General features: G+C 61.2%; 20 protein-coding genes. 9 read left to right on the top strand and 11 right to left on the bottom strand.

Annotated features, from left to right (window positions below):
* Positions 1-257: 257 nt before the first annotated feature.
* Both DKY63_RS19615 and DKY63_RS19610 read right to left on the bottom strand, forming a co-directional pair.
* A complete protein-coding gene (locus tag DKY63_RS19615) occupies positions 258-422 on the bottom strand; it encodes a DUF1328 domain-containing protein (RefSeq protein WP_003170804.1) in 165 nt (54 codons plus the stop codon).
* Positions 423-498: 76 nt separating this feature from the next.
* On the bottom strand, positions 499-786 hold the full coding sequence (locus tag DKY63_RS19610; protein WP_110965599.1) for a hypothetical protein: 288 nt from the start codon (positions 784-786) through the stop codon (positions 499-501).
* A 435-nt stretch (positions 787-1221) separates the two neighbouring features.
* Between DKY63_RS19610 and algB the strand changes: the two genes are divergently transcribed.
* Both algB and DKY63_RS19600 read left to right on the top strand, forming a co-directional pair.
* Positions 1222-2568, top strand: a complete 1347-nt coding sequence (gene algB, locus DKY63_RS19605) for a sigma-54-dependent response regulator transcription factor AlgB (RefSeq protein ID WP_110965598.1) — start codon at positions 1222-1224, stop codon at positions 2566-2568.
* 7 nt (positions 2569-2575) lie between these two features.
* A complete protein-coding gene (locus DKY63_RS19600; protein ID WP_110965597.1) occupies positions 2576-4366 on the top strand; it encodes a KinB sensor domain-containing domain in 1791 nt (596 codons plus the stop codon).
* A 6-nt stretch (positions 4367-4372) separates the two neighbouring features.
* Here the strand turns inward: DKY63_RS19600 and DKY63_RS19595 are convergent, their stop codons facing one another.
* From DKY63_RS19595 to DKY63_RS19565, 7 genes are all read right to left on the bottom strand, one after another.
* Complete coding sequence (locus DKY63_RS19595; RefSeq protein ID WP_110965596.1) at positions 4373-5986, bottom strand: EAL domain-containing protein; 1614 nt, start codon at positions 5984-5986, stop codon at positions 4373-4375.
* Positions 5987-6062: 76 nt separating this feature from the next.
* Positions 6063-6845 carry an N-acetylmuramoyl-L-alanine amidase gene (locus tag DKY63_RS19590; RefSeq protein ID WP_110965595.1) on the bottom strand — a complete coding sequence of 261 codons (783 nt, stop codon included), beginning with the start codon at positions 6843-6845 and terminating at the stop codon, positions 6063-6065.
* Positions 6846-6945: 100 nt separating this feature from the next.
* Entirely contained in the window at positions 6946-8931 is a 1986-nt protein-coding gene (locus DKY63_RS19585) for a GGDEF domain-containing protein (protein WP_110965594.1), read from the bottom strand.
* Positions 8928-9806 carry an endonuclease/exonuclease/phosphatase family protein gene (locus DKY63_RS19580; RefSeq protein WP_110965593.1) on the bottom strand — a complete coding sequence of 293 codons (879 nt, stop codon included), beginning with the start codon at positions 9804-9806 and terminating at the stop codon, positions 8928-8930. Before DKY63_RS19580 ends, DKY63_RS19585 begins: the two co-directional genes overlap by 4 nt.
* Before the next feature lie 15 nt (positions 9807-9821).
* The gene (gene dsbA, locus DKY63_RS19575) at positions 9822-10463 is read right to left on the bottom strand and encodes a thiol:disulfide interchange protein DsbA (RefSeq protein WP_110965592.1); all 642 of its coding nucleotides are present in this window, start codon (positions 10461-10463) and stop codon (positions 9822-9824) included.
* A gap of 200 nt (positions 10464-10663) precedes the next feature.
* Complete coding sequence (locus DKY63_RS19570; RefSeq protein ID WP_110965591.1) at positions 10664-11293, bottom strand: c-type cytochrome; 630 nt, start codon at positions 11291-11293, stop codon at positions 10664-10666.
* 45 nt (positions 11294-11338) lie between these two features.
* Complete coding sequence (locus DKY63_RS19565; protein WP_110965590.1) at positions 11339-11629, bottom strand: c-type cytochrome; 291 nt, start codon at positions 11627-11629, stop codon at positions 11339-11341.
* A gap of 191 nt (positions 11630-11820) precedes the next feature.
* Here DKY63_RS19565 and yihA point away from each other — a divergent pair, with 191 nt between their 5' ends.
* Complete coding sequence (gene yihA / locus DKY63_RS19560) at positions 11821-12465, top strand: ribosome biogenesis GTP-binding protein YihA/YsxC (RefSeq protein ID WP_110965589.1); 645 nt, start codon at positions 11821-11823, stop codon at positions 12463-12465.
* A 404-nt stretch (positions 12466-12869) separates the two neighbouring features.
* Here the strand turns inward: yihA and polA are convergent, their stop codons facing one another.
* Positions 12870-15674, bottom strand: a complete 2805-nt coding sequence (gene polA, locus DKY63_RS19555) for a DNA polymerase I (RefSeq protein WP_110965588.1) — start codon at positions 15672-15674, stop codon at positions 12870-12872.
* Positions 15675-15748: 74 nt separating this feature from the next.
* On the opposite strand from polA, the gene DKY63_RS19550 reads away from it, so the two are divergent.
* Positions 15749-16039: a DUF2782 domain-containing protein gene (locus DKY63_RS19550; protein ID WP_110965587.1), complete on the top strand. Its 291-nt coding sequence runs from the start codon at positions 15749-15751 to the stop codon at positions 16037-16039.
* 57 nt (positions 16040-16096) lie between these two features.
* Positions 16097-17050, top strand: coding sequence for a homoserine kinase (locus DKY63_RS19545; protein ID WP_110965586.1), 954 nt, complete (start codon positions 16097-16099; stop codon positions 17048-17050).
* Positions 17051-17096: 46 nt separating this feature from the next.
* Here DKY63_RS19545 and DKY63_RS19540 read toward each other — a convergent pair whose 3' ends face one another.
* Complete coding sequence (locus DKY63_RS19540) at positions 17097-18017, bottom strand: zinc ABC transporter substrate-binding protein (RefSeq protein WP_204354248.1); 921 nt, start codon at positions 18015-18017, stop codon at positions 17097-17099.
* 66 nt (positions 18018-18083) lie between these two features.
* On the opposite strand from DKY63_RS19540, the gene zur reads away from it, so the two are divergent.
* Genes zur through DKY63_RS19520 form a run of 4 tightly spaced genes read left to right on the top strand, consistent with a single transcriptional unit; the run spans position 18084 to position 20886 of the window.
* On the top strand, positions 18084-18566 hold the full coding sequence (zur, locus tag DKY63_RS19535) for a zinc uptake transcriptional repressor Zur (RefSeq protein ID WP_110965584.1): 483 nt from the start codon (positions 18084-18086) through the stop codon (positions 18564-18566).
* Positions 18566-19351: a zinc ABC transporter ATP-binding protein ZnuC gene (gene znuC, locus DKY63_RS19530; RefSeq protein WP_110965583.1), complete on the top strand. Its 786-nt coding sequence runs from the start codon at positions 18566-18568 to the stop codon at positions 19349-19351. Before zur ends, znuC begins: the two co-directional genes overlap by 1 nt.
* A complete protein-coding gene (znuB, locus tag DKY63_RS19525) occupies positions 19344-20132 on the top strand; it encodes a zinc ABC transporter permease subunit ZnuB (protein WP_110965582.1) in 789 nt (262 codons plus the stop codon). The genes znuC and znuB overlap by 8 nt, the downstream gene beginning before the upstream one ends.
* A 37-nt stretch (positions 20133-20169) precedes the next feature.
* Positions 20170-20886, top strand: coding sequence for a PA5502 family lipoprotein (locus DKY63_RS19520; RefSeq protein ID WP_110965581.1), 717 nt, complete (start codon positions 20170-20172; stop codon positions 20884-20886).
* The last annotated feature ends 59 nt before the right edge of the window (positions 20887-20945 follow it).

Genomic DNA, 20945 nt, shown 5'->3' with positions numbered 1-20945 from the left:
CGAAAAACCGATGGATCGCTCTAATTCAATGCTTTGCCTATTCAAGCTCTTCGCAGGTCCGTCGATTCATCGAAGATCGGCGAACCTGCGCAGCAGCTTTTCCTGACCCGACCCTTGCGCAGGCACTCCCTGTACCCGTAGGTCACTCCGCCCCTGAAACAGGCAGAACGTCCCGGCCCCCTGGTCATGCGCCTGCCTTCCTCGGGTGGGCGCACCGGGAAAGAGGCTTTGCGCCTCTTTCCTTGTCATGTGTCCGGTCAGCCTCGGCCGCGACGGCCAAAGAAGAAGGAAGCGATGAACATCACCAGGAAGACGACAAAGAGAATCTTGGCGATACCCGTGGCGGTGCCCGCGATACCACCGAAGCCCAGTACGGCAGCGACAATGGCAATGATCAAGAATGTAATTGCCCAGCTCAACATGGTGATTCTCCTTACGCTTCTATTTATTTAGAGGTCTTGCGTTGCCTGGCGCTTCGAGCGCGTCAGGGGTGTGGATCTAGAACACCCAGCGTTCCTGACGAGGCGATTGCTCCATCGTCTGGTGTTGGTCGACATCCAGCATTCGCATCGAAGTGCTGTCGTCCATGCCGCTGCGGGCGGCACTGAAGTGGGTTTGCGTCGGGTGTTGAAACGACACGCTTGGCCTTACCTGCTGCTGGTTCTGTTCCCAGCGCAGAAATTGCTGACCGGCAATCAAGGTGATCAGCAATGCCAATACGGCGAACAGGCCTTGCTGCAGATGCAAGGGAGAAAGCCGCGATTGGGTGGCACGTTGGCGATTCATCCTGAAGCTCCTCCCACTTTGGGGTAGTCGGTTGAGGGCGTTTTGTTGTTGCCCTGCGATATTTCAGCTATTGCAGCCTGCGTGCCAGATTTTTCCTGGCAAAAAATCCATATAAATCAATAAGTTAAAATGATGGCGTATTGTCCTTCGGACGCATCCTGCACGATGGGCTTTCGCGCGGTCGTGCGTAATGCACGATCGACCTGCCTGACCGCGCAATATTTTTGAATTGAGAGAAGGGCGCAGCTGTCAGAAATAAACGTGATCCGGCGTTTGATAAGTGCCTATCTATAAAAGGCGCACGAAATCAGCGCGCAAACCGGTGCGGCAGGAGATAACTATCCTGTCATCGCAGGAAAGGATCAGAATGAACCATGCAACTTGCCCGATTTTTCCGGGACTAAACCAAGATCATTCATAAAGGAGCGTAGGAAAATGGAATCAGCCACGGAGCATCAGGGCCGTATTCTTCTCGTGGATGATGAGTCCGCCATCCTGCGTACTTTCCGTTATTGCCTCGAAGACGAAGGCTACAGCGTGGCCACGGCCAACAGCGCCGCCCAGGCCGACATGCTGCTGCAACGTCAGGTTTTCGATCTGTGTTTCCTCGATCTGCGGCTTGGAGAGGACAACGGCCTGGATGTCCTGGCTCAGATGCGCATTCAGGCGCCCTGGATGCGCGTGGTGATCGTTACCGCGCACTCGGCGGTGGACACGGCGGTCGATGCCATTCAGGCCGGTGCCGCGGATTACCTGGTCAAGCCATGCAGCCCGGACCAGTTGCGACTGGCCACCGCCAAACAGTTGGAAGTGCGGCAGTTGTCGGCGCGCCTGGAAGCGCTGGAAGGCGAGGTGCGCAAACCCAGGGATGGCCTGGACTCCCACAGCCCGGCCATGAAGGTTGTGCTGGAAACCGCCCGCCAGGTCGCCGGCACCGATGCCAATATCCTGATTCTCGGCGAGTCGGGCACCGGTAAGGGCGAACTGTCCCAGGCCATTCACGGCTGGAGCAAACGCGCGAAGAAGTCCTGCATCACCATCAACTGCCCGTCGCTGACCGCCGAGCTCATGGAAAGCGAGCTGTTCGGCCACAGCCGCGGGGCGTTCACCGGGGCCAGCGAAAGCACGCTGGGGCGGGTCAATCAGGCCGATGGCGGAACGCTGTTTCTCGACGAGATCGGCGATTTTCCCCTTGTCCTGCAACCCAAGTTGCTGCGCTTCATTCAAGACAAGGAATACGAACGGGTCGGCGACCCGGTCACCCGTCGCGCCGATGTACGCATCTTGGCGGCCACCAACCAGAACCTCGAGGACATGGTTCGCGACGGCCGTTTCCGCGAAGATCTGCTTTATCGCCTGAACGTCATCACCTTGCACCTGCCGCCGTTGCGCGAGCGCCGGGAAGACATCCTGACCCTGGCCGACCGGTTCCTGGCGCGCTTCGTCAAAGAGTACGCGCGCCCGGCCCGGGGCTTCAGCGAGGAAGCCCGCGAAGCGCTGCTGGGCTATCGCTGGCCCGGGAACATCCGTGAACTGCGCAATGTGGTGGAGCGCGCGAGCATCATCTGTGCGCAGGAGCGGGTGGAGGTCAGTCACCTCGGGATGGCGGAAACGCCGATCAACAATGCGCCGCGCATCGGCGCAGCCCTGAGTCTGGATGAGCTGGAGAAAGCGCATATCGGTGCGGTCCTCGCCACCGCCGGCACACTGGATCAGGCGGCCAAGACCCTGGGGATTGACGCGTCGACCCTGTACCGCAAACGCAAGCAATACAACTTGTGAGCCGCTGATGAAACTGGCGATGAAGTTGCGGACCCGGCTGTTCCTGAGCATCTCCGCACTGATCACCGTCGCGCTGCTTGGGCTGATGCTCGGCCTGGTCAGCGTGATGCAGATGGCCGGTACCCAGGAAGCGCTGGTGCGCAACAATTTCGTCACCCTGGATATCGGCCTCAAGCTGCGCCAGACCCTGGGCGATCAGCTGATCATCATGCTCAGCGAGCAACCGGACTCTTCGGCCTTCGAAACCTCCAAACAGCATTATCTGCAGTTGCTGGAGGAGGGCATTGCCCAGGAGCCGGAGGGCGAGAGTAGCGAATTCGGCTTCAAGAGGGCCAAGGCGGACTACCTGAGTTTCATCAAGGCGTACGAAGTGGCGCCTGATACCACCCATGTGCTGAGCGGCAACGACGAGCTCACGGACAGATTCAATGCCTTGCGCAATGGCCTGATTGCCGAACACAAGCGGGCGCTGGACAACATCAACGATACCGAGCGTCAGGCCCGCGAGCGTGCCTTGCTGATCGCTGGCCTGCTGGGGCTGGTGGGATTGGCGGTGCTGATTATCGGCTTCGTGACCGCCCATGCCATCGCCCGGCGTTTCGGTGAACCCATCGAGGCGCTGGCGCAGGCGGCGGACAATATCGGCCAGGGCAATTTCGACGTCACGCTGCCGGTGTCCTCGGCAGTCGAGTTGAACCAGCTGACCCGGCGTTTCGGAATCATGGCCGAGGCGTTGCGCGAACACCAGGCCACCAATGTCGATGAGCTGCTGGCGGGGCAGCAGCGCTTGCAGGCCGTACTGGACAGCATCGACGACGGCTTGTTGATGATCGATCGCCAGGGGCGCCTGGAGCATCTCAACCCGGTGGCCCAGCGCCAATTGGGCTGGGAGGCTGATCGGGTCGGGCAAGCGCTGGACGTGGCCCTGCAACGTCCCGAACTCGATGAACAAATACAGATGGTGCTGCGCGGTGGCTCGCTGGAGCGTCAACCGGAGGACCTGAGTATCGAGGTCGACGGTGAGACCCGCTTGCTGACCTTCAGCCTGACGCCTGTGGTTCATACCCAGGGACATATTCTCGGCGCGGTGATGGTGCTGCATGACGTCACCGAGCAGCGTGCCTTCGAGCGGGTGCGCAGCGAGTTCGTGCTGCGCGCCTCCCATGAGCTGCGCACGCCGGTGACCGGCATGCACATGGCGTTTGGCCTGTTCCGCGAGCGCGCGCATTTCGCCCCCGACTCCCGTGAAGCCGACCTGCTGGATACGGTGAACGAAGAAATGCAGCGCCTGATGCAATTGATCAACGACCTGCTGAATTTCTCGCGCTACCAGAACGGCCTGCAGAAGCTCAGCCTGGCACCCTGTTCCATCGACGACCTGCTGGAGCAGGCGCAGCTGCGCTTTAGCAGCGACGCCGAGGAAAAGGGCATCGAGTTGCTGGTGGAGGTGCAGGGGCCGCTGCCGCGCTTGCAGGCCGACCAGCCGCAACTGGATCGGGTGCTCGACAATCTGATCGACAACGCGCTGCGCCATACCGCCGCCGGTGGCCTCATTCGCTTGCAGGCTCGGCGCCATGGCGATCGGGTGATCATCAGTGTCGAGGATAACGGCGAGGGCATTGCCTACGGGCAACAGGGGCGAATCTTCGAGCCCTTCGTGCAGGTTGGCCGCAAGAAGGGTGGCGCCGGACTCGGGTTGGCGTTGTGCAAGGAGATCGTCCAGTTGCACGGTGGGCGGATGGGCGTTTATTCGCGGCCGGGGCAGGGCACGCAGTTCTACATGGCGCTGACCGTCTAGCGCACCTTACGCTTCATCATCCAGGCGTCGGCCGGCCAGCCGACGGCCACGGGTAATCAACTCGATGAACTGCACGGCGCTCAAGGCATGGGCGAACAGCCAGCCCTGGCCGAATTTCACCCCTTCACTGCTCAGGAGCTCCGCCTGGGCCTCATGCTCGATGCCTTCGGCAATCACCTTCAGGTGCAGCGACTGCGCCATATGAATGATGTGCGGGGCGACACCGCTGCTGGCGGCGTCATGGCCCAGCGCATCGATAAAGGCCTTGTCGATCTTCAGGCAGTCCACGGGCAGGGTTTGCAGGTAGGCGAGGCTGCAATAGCCCGTGCCAAAGTCATCGATCAGTACCTGATGGCCGACATCGCGCAGCGCTTGCAGGTTTTCTCGCGCCACCACCACGTCGATCAGCCCGCGTTCGGTGACCTCGAAGGCAATCTGCCGGGCGGCAACCCGATGCAGGGTCAGCAAGCGCGCCATCACCTGGCCGATACGCGGCACCATCACATCACAGGCCGCCAGGTTGACCGAGATGTACAGCTGCGGATTGGCTCGCAACAGTTGACCCAGTTGCTCCAGCAGGCGTTGCAGGACGAAGTCGGTCATCTGCCGGATCTGCCCGGTGTTCTCCGCCATCGGGATGAACAGGTCAGGGCTGGTCAGCGTTCCGTCCGGCCTGCGCCAGCGCAGCAAGGCTTCGGCGCCGACACAGTTGCGACTGTCGAGGTCGAAGATCGGTTGATACAGGACCTGCAATTCGCCCCGGCGTATGGCGCCGGTCAATTCCGCATCCAGCGACTGCCGCTGACGCACCAGCAGGAACACCAGGAACCCTACGCACAGGGACAAGCTCAGGCAGACCGGGAGCAGCCACCACCACATCGGCGGTATGTGTGTGCCGCCGCGGGGGCTGATGAGCACCAGTTGGTACTCCGGGTTGTCGGTGGGCATGCGGTAGATCAGACGCTTCTGCGTGACTTGCAGGGCATCCCGGCTCTTCGGTGGCCAGTGTTCGGACGGCGGCCACACCTGTGCGGCGCCCAGCACGGGGATTGCCCGAGTACCACGGTCCAGGACGACCAAGAGGCTGCTGCCGGGCGACAGATCGACCATGTCGGTCAAATGCCCGCGGGAGGTCGCGACGCGAAAATTGCCGCGCCCGAGCATCAGTGCCGCGCGGTTTTCATCGGGTTCGGTGGTGGTGTTCAGCCAGTAGCTGTAGGTGGGACCCTTGATGTCGGGAGGACGTACCAGCGACAAACCTTCCTGTCGCGGTCGGTTGGAGCAGATGCGCGTCGAATCCATGTACGCGGCTTCGTAGACGAAGCGGTAGTTGAACGTGACTTGCTGCAAGGTCGCGATCATTTCGTCATCGCAGCCCCGAAGCGGCTGGGCTTCCAGGTCGTCGAGGCTTTCACGCAGTTGCCCGAACAGTTGCTCCAAGCGGGCGAGGAAGCGCTCGCCCTGGGCATTCATTTCCAGGCTTTCGTTCTGCTCGACCTGGTGCAGGGCGATGAACAAACTGCCCGACATCAGGAGCGTTGCACTCAGGACAGCCGCCATCATCGCCAGAAACCACGGGCGATAGAACCAATTACGGAATGTCTCTCTGGCAGCAGGCATCGTGGATATCCGGCGAATTACCAATGAGTTATAGCTGCTGATCGGCAACGGCGCGCTGACCGTCGGGCGGTCGTCACTATTTTGTCTGATTCAACACCTGGAGCAGCGCCGCTGTTTGCGCGTCCGGCGTGCCGTCAAAGCGCGAGGGCCGGAAATGCATCTGGAAGGCAGCGATTACATGGCGAGTGGCGACGTCGAGTTCGCCAGTCTGTGCAATCTCGTAACCGAAGCGGGCTAACTGCGACTGGTACCAGCTGACGCTGGGCAGCTGTGCTTCAAATTGTAGCTGTTGCCGCGCCACGGCCTGCTCGTTGGGCCAGATGCCGAAACCTGCCGCCGCCAGGCGCTTCCAGGGAAACAGCGGGCCCGGGTCCAGTTTGCGCAGGGGGGCAATATCGCTATGACCAACGATGCTGCGAGGACTGATGCGGTAGCGAGTGGTGATGTCCTTGAGCAGCACGATCATGGACTGCACCTGCGCTTCGCTGTAGGGGTACCAGAGACGTCCGGTGGGGGTGTCCTTGAATCCCGGATTGACGATTTCGATGCCGATGGAGCTCGAGTTCAGCCAGGTCCGGCCTTGCCATTGGCTTTCTCCGGCGTGCCAGGCCCGCTGGTTCTCATCCATCAATTTGAAGATGGTCGCCTTTTTGTCGTCGCCGATCAGGTAATGGCTGCTGACTTCACCCGTTGTCAGCAATTGCAGCGAACGTTCCTGCGAGGCGTTTGTGTAATGCAACACCACGAACTGGATGCGGCTGTCGTGATTGCTGGAAGGGTGACTGGTGTCGTAGCGAGGGCCACTGGCACAGCCGGCCAGAAGCAGAAGTGACGTGATGATGAACGCGGAAAATTTCATGGCTGGGCAATACACGCAAGACAGTAATGCAACAGTGTAACGTACTGCCTTGCGTGCGGCGGGCAATGACAAAGTTTTAAATCAGTGCCGGTACGGCCACTCAGCCCAACTCCACTCGATTGCGCCCGGCATTTTTTGCACGATAAAGCGCCTGGTCGGCTCGCTTGAGCACCAGATCGCTGTTTTCACCGGCTTTGAACGCCGTCAAACCCATGGAAATGGTGACGGTGACCGGCTCACCCTTGAAGTGGAACGGGCAGGCTTCGATCGAGGCGCGCAGGTGCTCCAGCAGTTTCATCCCGGCTGCCGGCACCGTCGACGGCAATAGCAGGACGAACTCTTCACCACCAAACCGGGCAATGAAATCTGTTCCGCGCAGGCGCTTGCGCAGCACCGTGGCAATGATTTTCAGTACCTTGTCACCGGCCAGGTGACCGTAGTTATCGTTGATGCGCTTGAAGTGATCGAGGTCGAGCATGGCCAGCATCAACGTATTGCCGTGCTGTTGCCACTGCCTGACTTCATGCTCCAGACGCTCACTCCAGGCCGCGCGGTTGGGCAATCCCGTCAGCGGGTCGACCAAGGCTTTCTGGCGCTGTTCTTCGAGGTGTTCGCGAAAGCCCAGGGCCTCCTGTTCCATGTGGGTCACGCGCTCGGCCAGGCTCTGCAGACGGGCCGCTACCTCCTGCTCGCGCTCGTCGCGTTGCTGGCGATGACGATCCATGGTGCCGAGCAAGCCTTCGAGGTGGTTTTCCAGCACCACTTTGAGGTCGTCCAGGTTGGACGCTTCATGCATGCTGCTCTGCATGCCATCCACTTGCTCGCGGATCTGCGTGTCCATGGCCTGGGCGGCGCTGCGGTTGTCGGCATGGCCCTCGCTGGCGGCTTGCAGATTGCTCTGGAACGTTTCGAGGCGTTCATTGAGATGCTGCAAGTAGGTTTCGAATTCGTGCTGGCCGCTGCCCGAGATGGCCAGCATCAGGGTGGCCAGATCGTCGAGGATGGGTAGCAGCTCATACCAGTTCAAGCCGTTTTGCAGGCGATAGCGCATCGAATCCGCCTGCGGGCGATGGTGCTCGGGGATCGTCAGATCGTCGAGCAGGCCCAGCAAGGTCTCTTCGATGTGCTTGGCCACCGAGCTGTAGGACGGCTCGGGGGAGTCTGGCAGGGCATAGAGAACGTCATGCGCGGGCTGCTCGGGCTCGTCGGCAGCCAGTTCCGAGGGCTGTGGGGCGGCAGGCTCGGTGTGGGTCAGCTCGTCGGGATTGATGGCCGGTTCGATCGGGGCTGCGGGCGCCTCGGAGACGGTTGCAGCTGTTTCGGATGGATCTGACTGGGGTTCTGTTGGCGCAAGCGTCGCAGGCTCTGGCTGTGCTTCGAGTACCGTCGGTTCAATGGCTGGAATTGTCGGCGCAGGTGTCATCTGCGGAGTTTGTGGCTCGGACGTCGCTTCCGGCGTTTCGACGTGCAACTCAACTTCTACCGCAGGGTGTACGGTTTCCACCGGCCGAATGGGCTGTTGCTCGGCGATCGGCGCGGCCTGGGCTGTTGCATCATCGGCTTCGCGGTGCCCGAACAATCGTTGCAGCAGGCTGGGTCGATCAGGTTCCGCCGGGGTTTCCAGCTGACTCAAGGCCTTGCCCTGCAAACCGCTCAGCTCACTGAGCAGCAACGGCATCTCGCGCGCCTGGCTGACCCGGTCATCCAGGTGTTTGGCGAAATTCTTCAGCGGACGACTGACTTCCCGAGGCAGCGGCAAGGTTTGCAGTTGAGTGACGAGCGCTGTCAGTGCGGCGCTGGTCTGGTTGATGCGGGTTTCCCTGCGCTGCTCGGAGTCGAGCACGGCTTTTTCCAGGCGCGGGATCAGGGCTGCCAGGCCTGCATCCATGTCGTCGGTGCGCACGACTTCACGCATTTCCTTCATGCATTGATCGACGGCGCGGTCGGTGCCTTCCGCCGCCAGCGTACTGCGCACCAGGCCGCGGCGCAGCAAGTCGAGGCGGGCGTCCCAGCGGCGTTCGAGCTTTTCCTGTTGTTCGATACTTTTGAGGTATTTCTCTTTCCAGCGCTGGGCGTCGTCGCTCATTCAGGGGTTCCGCGATGGGTAGGACTCAACGCGGGCAATGCATCGGCCGTGAGCGAACTCGGCAGACGAATCTCTACCGCGACGGGCAGGTGATCAGAAATGGGTTGGGCCAGCACCTCGACCTTTTCCAGGGTCAGGCTCGGGCTCAGGAGAATGTGGTCAAGGCAGCGTTGCGGACGCCAGCTGGGGAATGTCGCTTCCAGCTGTGGCGCGAGCAGGCCGAGGTCACGCAAAGGCGAGCTTTGCAGCAGATCGCTGGCATGGGTGTTCATGTCGCCCATCAGGACCTGGTGCTTGTAGCCACCAATCAGCTCGCGGATATAGGCCAGTTGCAGGCTGCGGGTCCGTGCGCCGAGGGCCAGGTGCATCATCACCACCACCATGGCATCCGGGCCTTCGCCGAAGCGCACCAGAATCGCTCCGCGACCTTTCGGCCCCGGCAACGGATGATCCTCGATCGCCCACGGCCGCAGGCGGCTCAGCACGCCATTGCTGTGCTGGGCGAAGCGTCCGAGATTGCGATTGAGTTGCTGATACCAGTAGGGAAAGGCGCCGAGCTGGGCCAGGTGTTCGACTTGATTGACGTAGCCTGAGCGCAGGCTGCCGCCGTCGGCTTCCTGCAGGGCGACCAGATCGAAGTCGCCGAGCAGGCTGCCGATTTTCTGCAGATTGTCGGCACGCCCGGGGTGCGGCAACAGGTGTTGCCAGCCCCGGGTCAGGTAATGCCGATAACGTTCGGTACTGATGCCGACCTGGATATTGAAACTGAGCAAACGCAAACGGCTGTCTTCGGGCAGGCCCGTCGTTTGCAGATGATGCTCGTTGACCCGCGGATCATGCAGGCCAACACTGCGTTCACTTCCCCAGCGGCGCATGGTGGGTAAAGCCTTTTAGTTGGAGGCCGCCTTGTTGGCTGCTCGCTCTTTGTCGATCAGCTTGTCGGCCAGTTGCAGGGCTTCTTGAGCGCCACCGGCAGAACCCACGTCAAAGCGATACTTGCCGTTGACGATCATGGTTGGAACACCGGTGATCTCATATTTCTTGGCCAGGTCAGTGGCCTTCACGATCTGGCCCTTGATGGCGAAAGAATCGAAGGTGGCCAGGAACTTGTCCTTGTCGACGCCCTGGGTGGCCAGGAAGTCCGCCATTTCATTTTTGTCGGTCAGCTTCTTGTGTTCTTTCTGAATCGCGTTGAACACCGCCGCGTGAACCTTGTGCTCCACACCCATGGCTTCCAGGGTCAGGAACATCTGGCCGTGGGCGTTCCACGGGCCACCGAACATGGCGGGAATACGGACGAAGTTAACGTCCGAAGGCAGTTTCTCGACCCAAGGGTTGATCACCGGCTCGAAGGCGTAGCAGTGCGGGCAGCCGTACCAGAACAGCTCCACCACTTCGATCTTGCCTGGAACGGCGACCGGAACCGGATTGCTCAGTTCAACGTAAGGGGCGGCTGGGGTTTCGGCGGCCTGGGCAGTCATGCCGAACAGGCTGGCAGCGACCAGTGCGGCGCTGATGATCAGATTACGCATGCTTTACTCCTGGACAAATTTTATCGCCTCGCGCGACCTGTTTTCAGACAGGTCGAGGCGGGCGTGAGTTCTGTAGTGTAACGGCAGCAGCCACAAAAAAGGGCGGCCAAAGCCACCCTTTTTATACTTCCTGCAATGGATTAATCGGGCGTTAACGTTGCAAGAGTTGTATGCCTCACGCTACGCCCGACTCACCGGTTTTAGTGCAGGCCTTGAATGTAGCTCGACACGGCGGCGATGTCTTCGTCGCTCATCTTCTTGGCAATGCTCTGCATCGGTTTGGCGTCGCCGTCGTTGGTGCGGCCGCCTTCTTCCTTGCGGAAATCGGTCAGTTGCTTGGTGACGTATTGAGCGTGCTGGCCACCCAGGTGCGGGAAGCCGGCAGCGGCGTTGCCCGCGCCGTTTGGCGAGTGGCAACCGGTGCAGGCTGGCATGCCCTTGGCCAGGTCACCGCCACGGAACAGCGCTTCACCGCGAGCCACGATTTTCGGGTCGGCGGCGCCGACGCTGCCTTTCTGGCTGGCGAAGTAGGCGGCGATGTCCGCCAGGTCCTGATCGCTCAGGTTGGTCAGCAGGCCGGTCATTTCCAGAACGGTGCGCTTGCCCGACTTGATGTCGTGCAGCTGCTTGGTCAGGTAGCGTTCACCCTGGCCGGCCAGTTTTGGAAAGTTAGGCGCCATGCTGTTGCCATCCGGGCCATGACAGGCGCCACATACGGCGGCTTTTGCCTGGCCTGCTGCGGCGTCACCAGGTTTTACTGGCTCACCTGCGGCATAGGCAGCGCCGGAGATCCCCACGGTCAACAGCAGACTCACGATCAGTTTGTTCATCAGCTAATCCAACTACGGCTAAGGGTTAAGAGTTATGGACCGGGTTTACTCGCTCATCCACTGGATGATGGCTCGGTAATCCTCGGCACTGCAGTCCATGCACAAACCACGCGGCGGCATCGCCTTGAAACCCTGGGTCACGTGTTGTACCAGCGTCTCCATACCTTTCGCCAACCTCGGCGTCCAAGCTTCCTGATCGCCTCTTTTGGGCGCCATGGGTAGTTGGCCGGAATGACAGGCACCACAAACACGGTTGTACACGGCTTCCGGATCTTGTGTAGCCTGAGCGCTGTAAAGCGGCATCAAGACCCCGGCTACCAGCAGCCATTTCGTCATAAAACGACCTTTTCAGGGTTGAGAGCGTGCTGCGTTCTAGTGCGCAATTCAGTTCTGTCGCTCTCGTGAACTTCGTCCTACGCTGGGACAAAGCGCACACAAAATCTGCGGCATTATATACTGGCGTCACTGAAACGGAAGCGACACCGCTTGCCGCGCCCATTCCAGGCGCCGCCCACATCGGAAATCCCATGCAACTCAAGAATCCCATCCTCGGTCTGTGCCAACAGGCCACCTTCATGCTCAGCGCGGCCAAAGTCGACCAATGTCCGGATGACGAAGGTTTTGAAGTCGCCTTCGCCGGGCGTTCCAACGCCGGCAAGTCCAGTGCTCTCAACACCCTGACCCATGCCAGCCTGGCGCGAACCTCGAAAACGCCGGGGCGCACGCAACTGTTGAATTTCTTCAAGCTAGACGATGAACGCCGTCTGGTCGACCTTCCGGGCTACGGTTATGCAAAAGTCCCTATCCCGCTCAAGCAACACTGGCAGCGTCACCTCGAGGCCTACCTGGGCAGCCGCGAGAGTTTGAAAGGTCTGATTCTGATGATGGACATCCGTCACCCGATGACAGATTTCGACCTGCTGATGCTCGACTGGGCCGTCGCCAGCGGCATGCCGATGCACATTCTGCTGACCAAGGCGGACAAGTTGACCTATGGCGCGGCGAAAAACACGCTGCTCAAGGTTCAATCGGAAATCCGCAAGGGCTGGGGCAGCGCAGTGACGATCCAGCTGTTCTCGGCGCCCAAGCGCATGGGGCTGGAAGAGGCCTACACAGTGCTGGCGGGCTGGATGGAGCTGGCGGACAAAGGCGCCGAGGCAGAGGCGCAGTAAGGGCCGGGAACTGTCTGGGGCGCGCCCCGGGCAGTTTTCTGCGGGCAAAAAAAACCCCGGACTTCTATGGGGAGGGGGAAGTTCCGGGGTTCAAGTTCTAGACCGCTAGGGCGGGGTCCAGATATCTGCCAACACTTAACACAACATAGGAGCATCGAAGGGCTTCACCAGCCATTCAGTATCTCTGAGTGGTGCTTCTTCAGATTAGTTCAGAATTTTTTTCAATGTCTTTGGAATTGACCGACGGATTTTCCGTACTAAGGGTCGATTCGCGCTCCGGCGCGGCGCCACGCCGCAGCCAAACCCAGTGATTTCGGGCCTCGCGAGGGTGTGCCGGGGGCATTGGATCCCACTGACACGCCGTCTCGAGCAGGCTGATGCCTGAAAACTAGCCGACAGACGGCTTAGTGCGCCTCATCCCAGTTGTTGCCCACGCCGACTTCGACCAGTAGCGGAACATCCAGTTTTGCCGCGCCACTCATGTGAACGCGAATTTCATCGCGAACCTGATCGACCAGATCCTCACGCACCTCCAGCACCAATTCATCGTGTACCTGCAGGATCACCTTGGCGTCGAGCCCGGAGGACGTCAGCCAGTTATCCACAGCCACCATGGCTTTCTTGATGATGTCGGCCGCGGTGCCCTGCATCGGTGCGTTGATCGCCGTGCGCTCGGCGGCAGCGCGTTCCTGCGGCTTGTTGGAGTTGATCTCCGGCAGATACAAGCGGCGGCCGAAGAAAGTCTCCACATAACCCTGGTCCGCCGCCTGGGCGCGGGTGCGGTCCATGTACTCGCGCACACCCGGGTAGCGGGCGAAGTAGGTGTCGATGTAGGCCTTGGCGGTCTTGGTATCGACGCCGATGTCCTTGCCGAGCTTTTGTGCGCCCATGCCATAGATCAGGCCGAAGTTGATCGCCTTGGCGCCGCGACGCTGATCGGAGGTCACATCGGTCAGTTCGACCTTGAACACCTCGGCGGCGGTCGCGGTGTGCACGTCCAGATTGTGCCGGAAGGCATTCATCAGGCCTTCGTCCCGGGACAGGTGCGCCATGATCCGCAGCTCGATCTGCGAATAGTCCGCTGCCAGCAGCTTGTAGCCAGCCGGCGCCACGAACGCCTGGCGGATGCGCCGCCCTTCAGCGGTGCGCACCGGGATGTTCTGCAGGTTCGGGTCGCTGGAGGACAGGCGTCCGGTGGACGCGACTGCCTGGTGGTACGAAGTGTGGATTCGCCCGGTACGTGGGTTGATCTGCTCCGGCAGGCGATCGGTGTAGGTGCTTTTCAGCTTGCTCATGGAACGGTATTCCATCAGCACCTTGGGCAGCCGATAGTCTTCTTCGGCCAGCTTGGCCAACACCTCTTCGGCGGTGGACGGCTGGCCCTTGGCGGTCTTCTTCAGCACCGGCAGGCCGAGTTTTTCGTAGAGGATCACGCCCAGTTGCTTGGGTGAGCCGAGGTTGAACTCCTCACCGGCAATCTCGAAGGCCTCACGCTCCAGCGCGACCATCTTGTCGCCCAGTTCGATGCTTTGGACGCCGAGCAGCGCGGCATCGACGAACGCACCCTGGCGTTCGATGCGCGCCAGCACCGGCACCAGCGGGATTTCGATGTCGGTCAGCACACTGGCCAGGCTCGGAATGGCGCTGAGCTTGTCGAACAGCGCCTCGTGCAGGCGCAGAGTGATGTCGGCGTCTTCGGCGGCATAGGGGCCGGCCTGCTCCAGCGCGATCTGATCGAACGTCAGCTGCTTCACGCCTTTGCCGGCGATGTCCTGGAAGCTCACGGTGGTGTGGTCCAGGTACTTCAGCGCCAGGCTGTCCATGTCATGGCGGGTGGCCGTGGAGTTGAGCACATAGGATTCGAGCATGGTGTCGAAGGCGATGCCGCGCACGGTGATGCCGTTGGCCTGATCGCCGCCGATGGCGCAGTTGGCCAGGATGTTCATGTCGAACTTGGCGTGCTGGCCGACCTTGAGTTTGTTCGGGTCTTCCAGAATCGGCTTGAGGGCGCGCAGGACGGTGTCACGATCCAGCTGCTCCGGCACGCCGATATAGGAGTGGGTCAGCGGGATGTAGGCCGCTTCGTTGGGCTGAACGGCAAACGACAGGCCCACCAGTTGTGCCTGTTGCGCGTCGATGCCGGTGGTTTCGGTGTCGAAAGCGAACAGTTTGGCGTTGTTCAATTTCTCCAGCCAGACGTCGAAGCGTGCCTGATCGAGGATGGTCTCGTAGCGGGTTTCAGAGGCGGCTGCTGGCGCTTCGGCCTCGGCGGCGCTGAACAGGTCGAGTGCCGGCTCAGGTTCGGCGGCGGTGCTCAGTTCGGCGCGCTTGGCGTCGCGCTGCAAATCGTTCAACCAACTCTTGAATTCGAGCAGGTTGTAGAGCTCGGTGAGTTTGACCGGGTCTTCGGGACCCATTTGCAGGTCGTCGAGGCCAACATCCAGCGGCACATCGACCTTGATCGTCGCCAGTTGATAGGAGAGGAATGCCATGTCCTTGTGCTCTTCGAGCTTGGCCGGCAGGGTCTTGGCGCCGCGGATCGGCAGGGTCGGAACAATATCGAGCTGCGCGTAAAGTTCGGTCAGGCCGCCATTCACGCCCACCAGCAGGCCGGAAGCGGTCTTCGGGCCGATGCCGGGAACGCCCGGAATGTTGTCGGAAGAATCGCCCATCAGTGCCAGATAATCGATGATCTGCTCGGGAGCGACGCCGTATTTCTCCTTTACGCCTTCCACGTCCATCGAGCTACCGGTCATGGTATTGACCAAGGTAATGTGCCCGTCGACCAGCTGCGCCATGTCCTTGTCGCCGGTGGAGATGATCACCGGGCGGTTGGCGGCGGCGCTGCTGCGGGCCAGGGTGCCGATCACGTCGTCGGCTTCGACGCCCTCGACGCACAGCAGCGGAAAGCCGAGTGCTTTCACGCTCTGGTGCAGGGGCTCGATCTGCAGGCGCATGTCGTCGGGCATGCTCGGGCGGTTGGCCTTGTATTCGGCGTACATCTCATCGCGAAAGGTCCCACCCTTGGCGTCGAACACCACGGCGAACGGGCTGTCGGGATACTGCTTGCGCAGGCTCTTGAGCATGTTCAACACGCCCTTGACCGCTCCGGTCGGCAGGCCTTTGGAAGTGGTCAAAGGTGGCAGCGCAAAAAAGGCGCGGTACAGGTAAGAAGAACCGTCCACCAGGACGAGGGGGGCTTGGCTCATGAGCACGATCAACCTTTTCGGCGGGTCCGGCGCTAGAATAGCGGGACCGTTGACGACAAAGGGACAAGGTTATCATGCGCACACTAAATCGCCTGTTGCTGGCTGGGTTGTTTGCAATCACACCGTTGGCCGTGATGGCGGCGAACGATGCACCGACGCCGGATCCGGATGTAACCATTCGCACGGAAGGCGATAAAACGATTCAAGAGTACCGTCAGAATGGTTTTCTATATGCCATCAAGGTCACTCCGAAAGGCGGGAAACCGTACTTTCTGGTGCGTGCGGACGGTACAGATGCAAACTTCATCCGCTCGGATCAGCCGGATATGCTGATTCCGTCGTGGAAGATTTTCGAGTGGAAATAGTTTCCTAATTTCAATTGGCGCTGGCTCGCAAGCGGCGCCCGTACTGGCAGCTTAAACATGTCTGTGTTCACCCCCCTGGCTCGGCCCGAGCTGGAAACCTTTCTCGCCCCTTATGGCCTTGGCCGCCTGCTTGATTTCCAGGGGATTGCCGCCGGTAGTGAAAACACCAATTTCTTTATCAGCCTGGAGCAGGGCGAGTTTGTCCTGACGCTGGTCGAACGCGGCCCGGTCCAGGAGATGCCGTTCTTCATCGAATTGCTCGACGTCCTGCACGACGCTGACTTGCCGGTGCCTTACGCCCTGCGCACCACCGACGGCGTGGCGTTGCGCGAACTGGCCGGCAAGCCGGCGCTCCTGCAACCACGCCTGGCCGGCAAGCACATCAAGCAAGCCAACACCCAGCACTGCGCGCAGGTGGGTGAGTTGCAGGCGCATCTGCACCTGGCGACCCAGGCCGACAACATGATCAAGCGCAAGACCGATCGTGGCCTGGACTGGATGCTGGAGGAGGGCACGCAGTTTCTCTCGCACCTCGATGCCGAGCAGAAAGCGCTACTGGAACGGGCGCTGGATGAAATCACCCTGCACAAAGAAAAAATCCTGGCCCTGCCGCGCGCCAACATCCACGCGGATCTGTTCCGCGATAACGCGATGTTCGAAGGCACGCACCTGACCGGCTTGATCGACTTCTACAACGCCTGCTCGGGGCCGATGCTCTACGACGTGGCGATTGCCTTGAACGACTGGTGTTCGGATGACGACGGCCTGATCGACGGGCCGCGGGCGCGGGCGATGCTGGGCGCTTATGCCGCACTGCGTCCGTTCACCGCCGCCGAGGCCGAGCTGTGGCCGACCATGCTGCGGGTGGCGTGTGTGCGGTTCTGGTTGTCGCGTCTGATCGCGGCGGAATCGTTCGCCGGGCAGGATGTGTTGATTCACGATCCGATGGAGTTCCAGCTGCGGTTGGCGCAGCGGCAGACCGTCAATACGCCGTTGCCTTTCGCCCTTTAAATATTGTGGCGAGGGAGCAAGCTCTCTCGCCACAGGTGTGTGCCTGTTACAACGACTCCAAACACCCCGCCAAATCATTCCCCAACTTCTCCAGCACCTGCTCATACCCCTGAGCGGTCGCCGGTGTGTATCCACCCAGCGCATCCAGCTCCGCCAACTTCACCGGCAGCCCGGCCACCAGGGTTTCCGCCAGGCGCGGACGCAACGGTGGTTCGCTGAACACACAGGTCTTGCCGACTTCCTGCAAACGCGCGCGCATCGCCGCGACATGCTGGGCGCCCGGCTGAACTTCAGCGGCAACGCTGAACACGCCGGTGTGCTTCAGGCCGTAGGCATCTTCGAAGTAGTCGAAGGCTTCGTGGAAGACGAAGTAGGGTTTGCCTTCAATGCCGGCCAGACGCTTCTTCAGGCGCAGGTCGAGGGCGTCGAGACGTTCATCAAAGGCCTTGAGGTTGCTCTCGTAACGCGCCGCGTTGGCGGGGTCGGCGGCGCTGAGGTCGGCGGCCATCTTCGTGGCGATGACCCGGGCGTTGACGGGCGAGAGCCACAAATGCGCATCCAGGCTGCCCGGACGGTGATCGTGGTCGTGTTCGTCGGCTTCTTCGGCGTGGGAGTGGCTATCTTCGGCGAAACGGCGAAGTTTCATGCCGGGCAAGTCCTGTACGGCGACACTCGGCAGCGAGCGGCCATTCAGTACGCGAGGCAGGAACCCCTCCATGTCCGGCCCGATCCAGTACAGCAGGTCCACCGATTGCACCTTGCGTACATCGGAAGGTCGCAAGGCATAGTTATGCGGCGACGCGCCCGGCGGCAGCAAGACCTCCGGAATCGCCACGCCATCCTGCACGGCAGCGGCGATCAATTGCAGCGGCTTGATGCTGGTGAGGACCCTGACCTCGGCTTGCGCCTGACCGATCAGCAGAAAACTTGCGATAAATGCGACAAAGTATGAAAAAAGTCGGGACACGATGACCACTCGAAGAGGCGAGAACGGGTAACATAATAACGTCTCTCACAAAACTCGTCGCCGCTCATGTCTATCACACCGATTGCCAGCCGTCCCCACGACCACTCTCATTGCGTGCACAGCGCCTTGTCCGAGGCCGATGCCCTGTGCGAGCGCCAGGGCCTGCGCCTGACCGCCTTGCGTCGGCGGGTGCTGGAATTGGTCTGGCAAAGCCACAAACCGCTGGGCGCCTACGACATTCTCGCGGTGCTCAGTGAGCAGGATGGTCGCCGCGCCGCGCCGCCAACGGTGTACCGCGCGCTGGACTTCCTCCTGGAGAACGGCCTGGTGCACCGTATCGCCTCGCTCAACGCTTTCATCGGTTGCAATCACCCGGAGCACCCGCACCAGGGCCAGTTCCTGATCTGCCGCGACTGCCACGCCGCCATTGAACTCGAACAGAAACCCATCAGCGACGCGATCATCGCCAGCGCTGCCGATGTCGGGTTCGTCGTCGAAGGTCAGACCGTCGAAGTGGTCGGTCTCTGCTCGGGTTGCCAGGGGGCTTGATGAGCAATGCGTTGATCCGTTTGCAGCAGGTCGCCGTCACTTTTGCCGGGCAGCCTGTGCTGGATAACATCGAGCTGAGCGTCGAGCCCGGGCAGATCGTCACCCTGATCGGCCCCAACGGTGCCGGCAAGACCACGCTGGTCCGGGCCGTGCTGGGTCTGTTGAAACCCGACAGCGGCACGGTCTGGCGCAAGCCGAAACTGCGTGTCGGCTACATGCCGCAAAAACTGCACGTCGATCCGACCCTGCCGCTCTCGGTGCTGCGTTTCTTGCGCCTGGTGCCGGGCGTGGACCGTGCGATGGCCCTGTCCGCACTCAAGGAGGTGGGCGCCGAGCACGTTATCGACAGCCCGGTGCAAAGCGTCTCCGGCGGCGAAATGCAGCGCGTCCTGCTGGCCCGTGCCCTGCTGCGCGAACCGGAACTGCTGGTGCTCGATGAACCGGTACAAGGCGTCGATGTGGCCGGCCAGGCCGAGCTCTACAGCCTGATCACCCGCCTGCGTGACCGCCACGGCTGCGGCGTGTTGATGGTGTCCCACGATCTGCATCTGGTGATGAGCACCACCGATCAAGTGGTCTGCCTCAATCGTCACGTCTGCTGCTCCGGGCATCCCGAGCAGGTCAGTGGGGATCCGGCCTTCGTCGAGCTGTTCGGAAAGAACGCACCCAGCCTGGCGATTTATCACCACCATCACGACCACGCCCACGATCTGCACGGCTCGGTGGTCAAGGCGCCCGCGTCGGGCCATAACCATGTGCACGGAGACAACTGCAAGCATGGCTGATTTCCTGCTCTACGCCCTGCTTGCAGGTCTGGCTTTGGCGGTGGTCGCGGGCCCCTTGGGGTCGTTCGTGGTCTGGCGGCGCATGGCCTATTTCGGCGACACCCTGTCCCACGCGGCGCTGTTGGGGGTGGCGTTGGGCTTCCTGCTGGATGTCAGCCCGACAGTCGCGGTCACCGTGGGCTGCCTGCTGCTGGCGGTGCTGCTGGTGACCTTGCAGCAGCGCCAACCGCTGGCGTCCGACACGCTTTTGGGAATTCTCGCACCCAGCACCCTCTCTCTCGGCCTGGTCGTACTAAGCTTCATGCACGAAGTCCGGATCGACCTGATGGCCTATCTGTTCGGCGACCTGCTGGCGATCAGTCCGACCGATCTGGCCTGGATCCTCGGTGGCAGCGCGGCGGTGCTGGTGTTGCTGGTGACCCTGTGGCGCCCCTTGCTGGCCATCACCGTGCATGAAGAACTGGCCAAGGTCGAAGGCCTGCCGGTGGCCGGGCTGCGCATGGCGCTGATGTTGCTGATTGCCGTGGTGATTGCCGTGGCGATGAAAATCGTCGGTGTCCTGTTGATCACCTCGTTGCTGATCATCCCGGCGGCTGCGGCACAACGTCACGCCCGCTCCCCGGAGCAGATGGCACTGGGCGCGAGCCTGCTGGGCATACTCGCCGTGTGCGGCGGGCTGGCATTGTCCTGGTTCAAGGACACCCCGGCCGGCCCGTCCATCGTTGTGACGGCCGCCGCACTGTTTCTGCTGAGTTTTGTTCTGCCCCGTCGAGGGGTGTAGACTTGCTCGCTTTTTGCGCAATTAGAGAGTCGCAGGAATGAAGCTGTTCACCTCCCGATATGTGCTCCTGGTCGCATTTTCCCTGCTGCTGGGCGCATGCCAAAGCACGCCGCCGGCGGCCGAGACCCCGGACGCGCGGGCCACGGCCATTGCCCAGCTTGAGCAAAGCCTGGCCAGCAGCGAGCTGGCGACGGCCGAAGATCAACTGGCTGCCTTGCAGGCGGAATCGCCCAACGATCAGTCCCTGGAGCAATACCAGCGGCAATTGGCCGAAGCCTATTTGATGCGCAGCCAGATCGTGCTGCAAAAAGGCGACGTCAACGCAGCCGCCACGGCCCTGGCCCGTGCCCGCGCGTTGATGCCCAAGGCGCCTGCGCTGACCGGGGGCGTCAATGGTGCCGTCGCGCAAGCGCGCAAGGCGGAACTGGACAAAGCCGAAGCCGACCTGAAGTCAGCCGAAGCCAGGCGCAAGGCCAAGGTCATCGACCCGGAGGCTGAAAGCACCACGGTGAAGCTCAATATCAACGATATGGGCAAAATGCGCCGCCAATTGGATGCCATCGCCGCCGATGTGGTGAACTTTCAGTGTGATGTGAGCCTTCAGGTGCCGCGTACCGATGATTACCCCTGGCTGGCCAATTTGCTGACCAAGCGGGTGAACAAGCTTGATCCGCAGTTTGATCTGAAGCTGGAGCGCAAGATTGATCGCGGTGTTCCGGCGCAGGTGGTTTTGACTCCGCGTAAGCAACCTTAAAAGCATCGCGGGCAAGCCTTGCTCCTACAGGTTTTAGGTCGTCCACATATTGATGAACG

This window comes from Pseudomonas putida (genome assembly GCF_003228315.1).
Classification (GTDB): Bacteria; Pseudomonadota; Gammaproteobacteria; order Pseudomonadales; family Pseudomonadaceae; genus Aquipseudomonas; species Aquipseudomonas putida_S.
The sequence above is the reverse complement of the archived record's forward strand: the minus strand, read 5'-3'. Positions and strand labels throughout refer to the sequence as shown.

What these genes read in the sequence shown, in the direction of transcription:
- DKY63_RS19615 (WP_003170804.1), bottom strand. Translation starts at nt 422, where the DNA reads ATGTTGAGCTGGGCAATTACATTCTTGATCATTGCCATTGTCGCTGCC.
- DKY63_RS19610 (WP_110965599.1), bottom strand. Translation starts at nt 786, where the DNA reads ATGAATCGCCAACGTGCCACCCAATCGCGGCTTTCTCCCTTGCATCTG.
- algB (WP_110965598.1), top strand. Translation starts at nt 1,222, where the DNA reads ATGGAATCAGCCACGGAGCATCAGGGCCGTATTCTTCTCGTGGATGAT.
- DKY63_RS19600 (WP_110965597.1), top strand. Translation starts at nt 2,576, where the DNA reads ATGAAACTGGCGATGAAGTTGCGGACCCGGCTGTTCCTGAGCATCTCC.
- DKY63_RS19595 (WP_110965596.1), bottom strand. Translation starts at nt 5,986, where the DNA reads ATGCCTGCTGCCAGAGAGACATTCCGTAATTGGTTCTATCGCCCGTGG.
- DKY63_RS19590 (WP_110965595.1), bottom strand. Translation starts at nt 6,845, where the DNA reads ATGAAATTTTCCGCGTTCATCATCACGTCACTTCTGCTTCTGGCCGGC.
- DKY63_RS19585 (WP_110965594.1), bottom strand. Translation starts at nt 8,931, where the DNA reads ATGAGCGACGACGCCCAGCGCTGGAAAGAGAAATACCTCAAAAGTATC.
- DKY63_RS19580 (WP_110965593.1), bottom strand. Translation starts at nt 9,806, where the DNA reads ATGCGCCGCTGGGGAAGTGAACGCAGTGTTGGCCTGCATGATCCGCGG.
- dsbA (WP_110965592.1), bottom strand. Translation starts at nt 10,463, where the DNA reads ATGCGTAATCTGATCATCAGCGCCGCACTGGTCGCTGCCAGCCTGTTC.
- DKY63_RS19570 (WP_110965591.1), bottom strand. Translation starts at nt 11,293, where the DNA reads ATGAACAAACTGATCGTGAGTCTGCTGTTGACCGTGGGGATCTCCGGC.
- DKY63_RS19565 (WP_110965590.1), bottom strand. Translation starts at nt 11,629, where the DNA reads ATGACGAAATGGCTGCTGGTAGCCGGGGTCTTGATGCCGCTTTACAGC.
- yihA (WP_110965589.1), top strand. Translation starts at nt 11,821, where the DNA reads ATGCAACTCAAGAATCCCATCCTCGGTCTGTGCCAACAGGCCACCTTC.
- polA (WP_110965588.1), bottom strand. Translation starts at nt 15,674, where the DNA reads ATGAGCCAAGCCCCCCTCGTCCTGGTGGACGGTTCTTCTTACCTGTAC.
- DKY63_RS19550 (WP_110965587.1), top strand. Translation starts at nt 15,749, where the DNA reads ATGCGCACACTAAATCGCCTGTTGCTGGCTGGGTTGTTTGCAATCACA.
- DKY63_RS19545 (WP_110965586.1), top strand. Translation starts at nt 16,097, where the DNA reads ATGTCTGTGTTCACCCCCCTGGCTCGGCCCGAGCTGGAAACCTTTCTC.
- zur (WP_110965584.1), top strand. Translation starts at nt 18,084, where the DNA reads ATGTCTATCACACCGATTGCCAGCCGTCCCCACGACCACTCTCATTGC.
- znuC (WP_110965583.1), top strand. Translation starts at nt 18,566, where the DNA reads ATGAGCAATGCGTTGATCCGTTTGCAGCAGGTCGCCGTCACTTTTGCC.
- znuB (WP_110965582.1), top strand. Translation starts at nt 19,344, where the DNA reads ATGGCTGATTTCCTGCTCTACGCCCTGCTTGCAGGTCTGGCTTTGGCG.
- DKY63_RS19520 (WP_110965581.1), top strand. Translation starts at nt 20,170, where the DNA reads ATGAAGCTGTTCACCTCCCGATATGTGCTCCTGGTCGCATTTTCCCTG.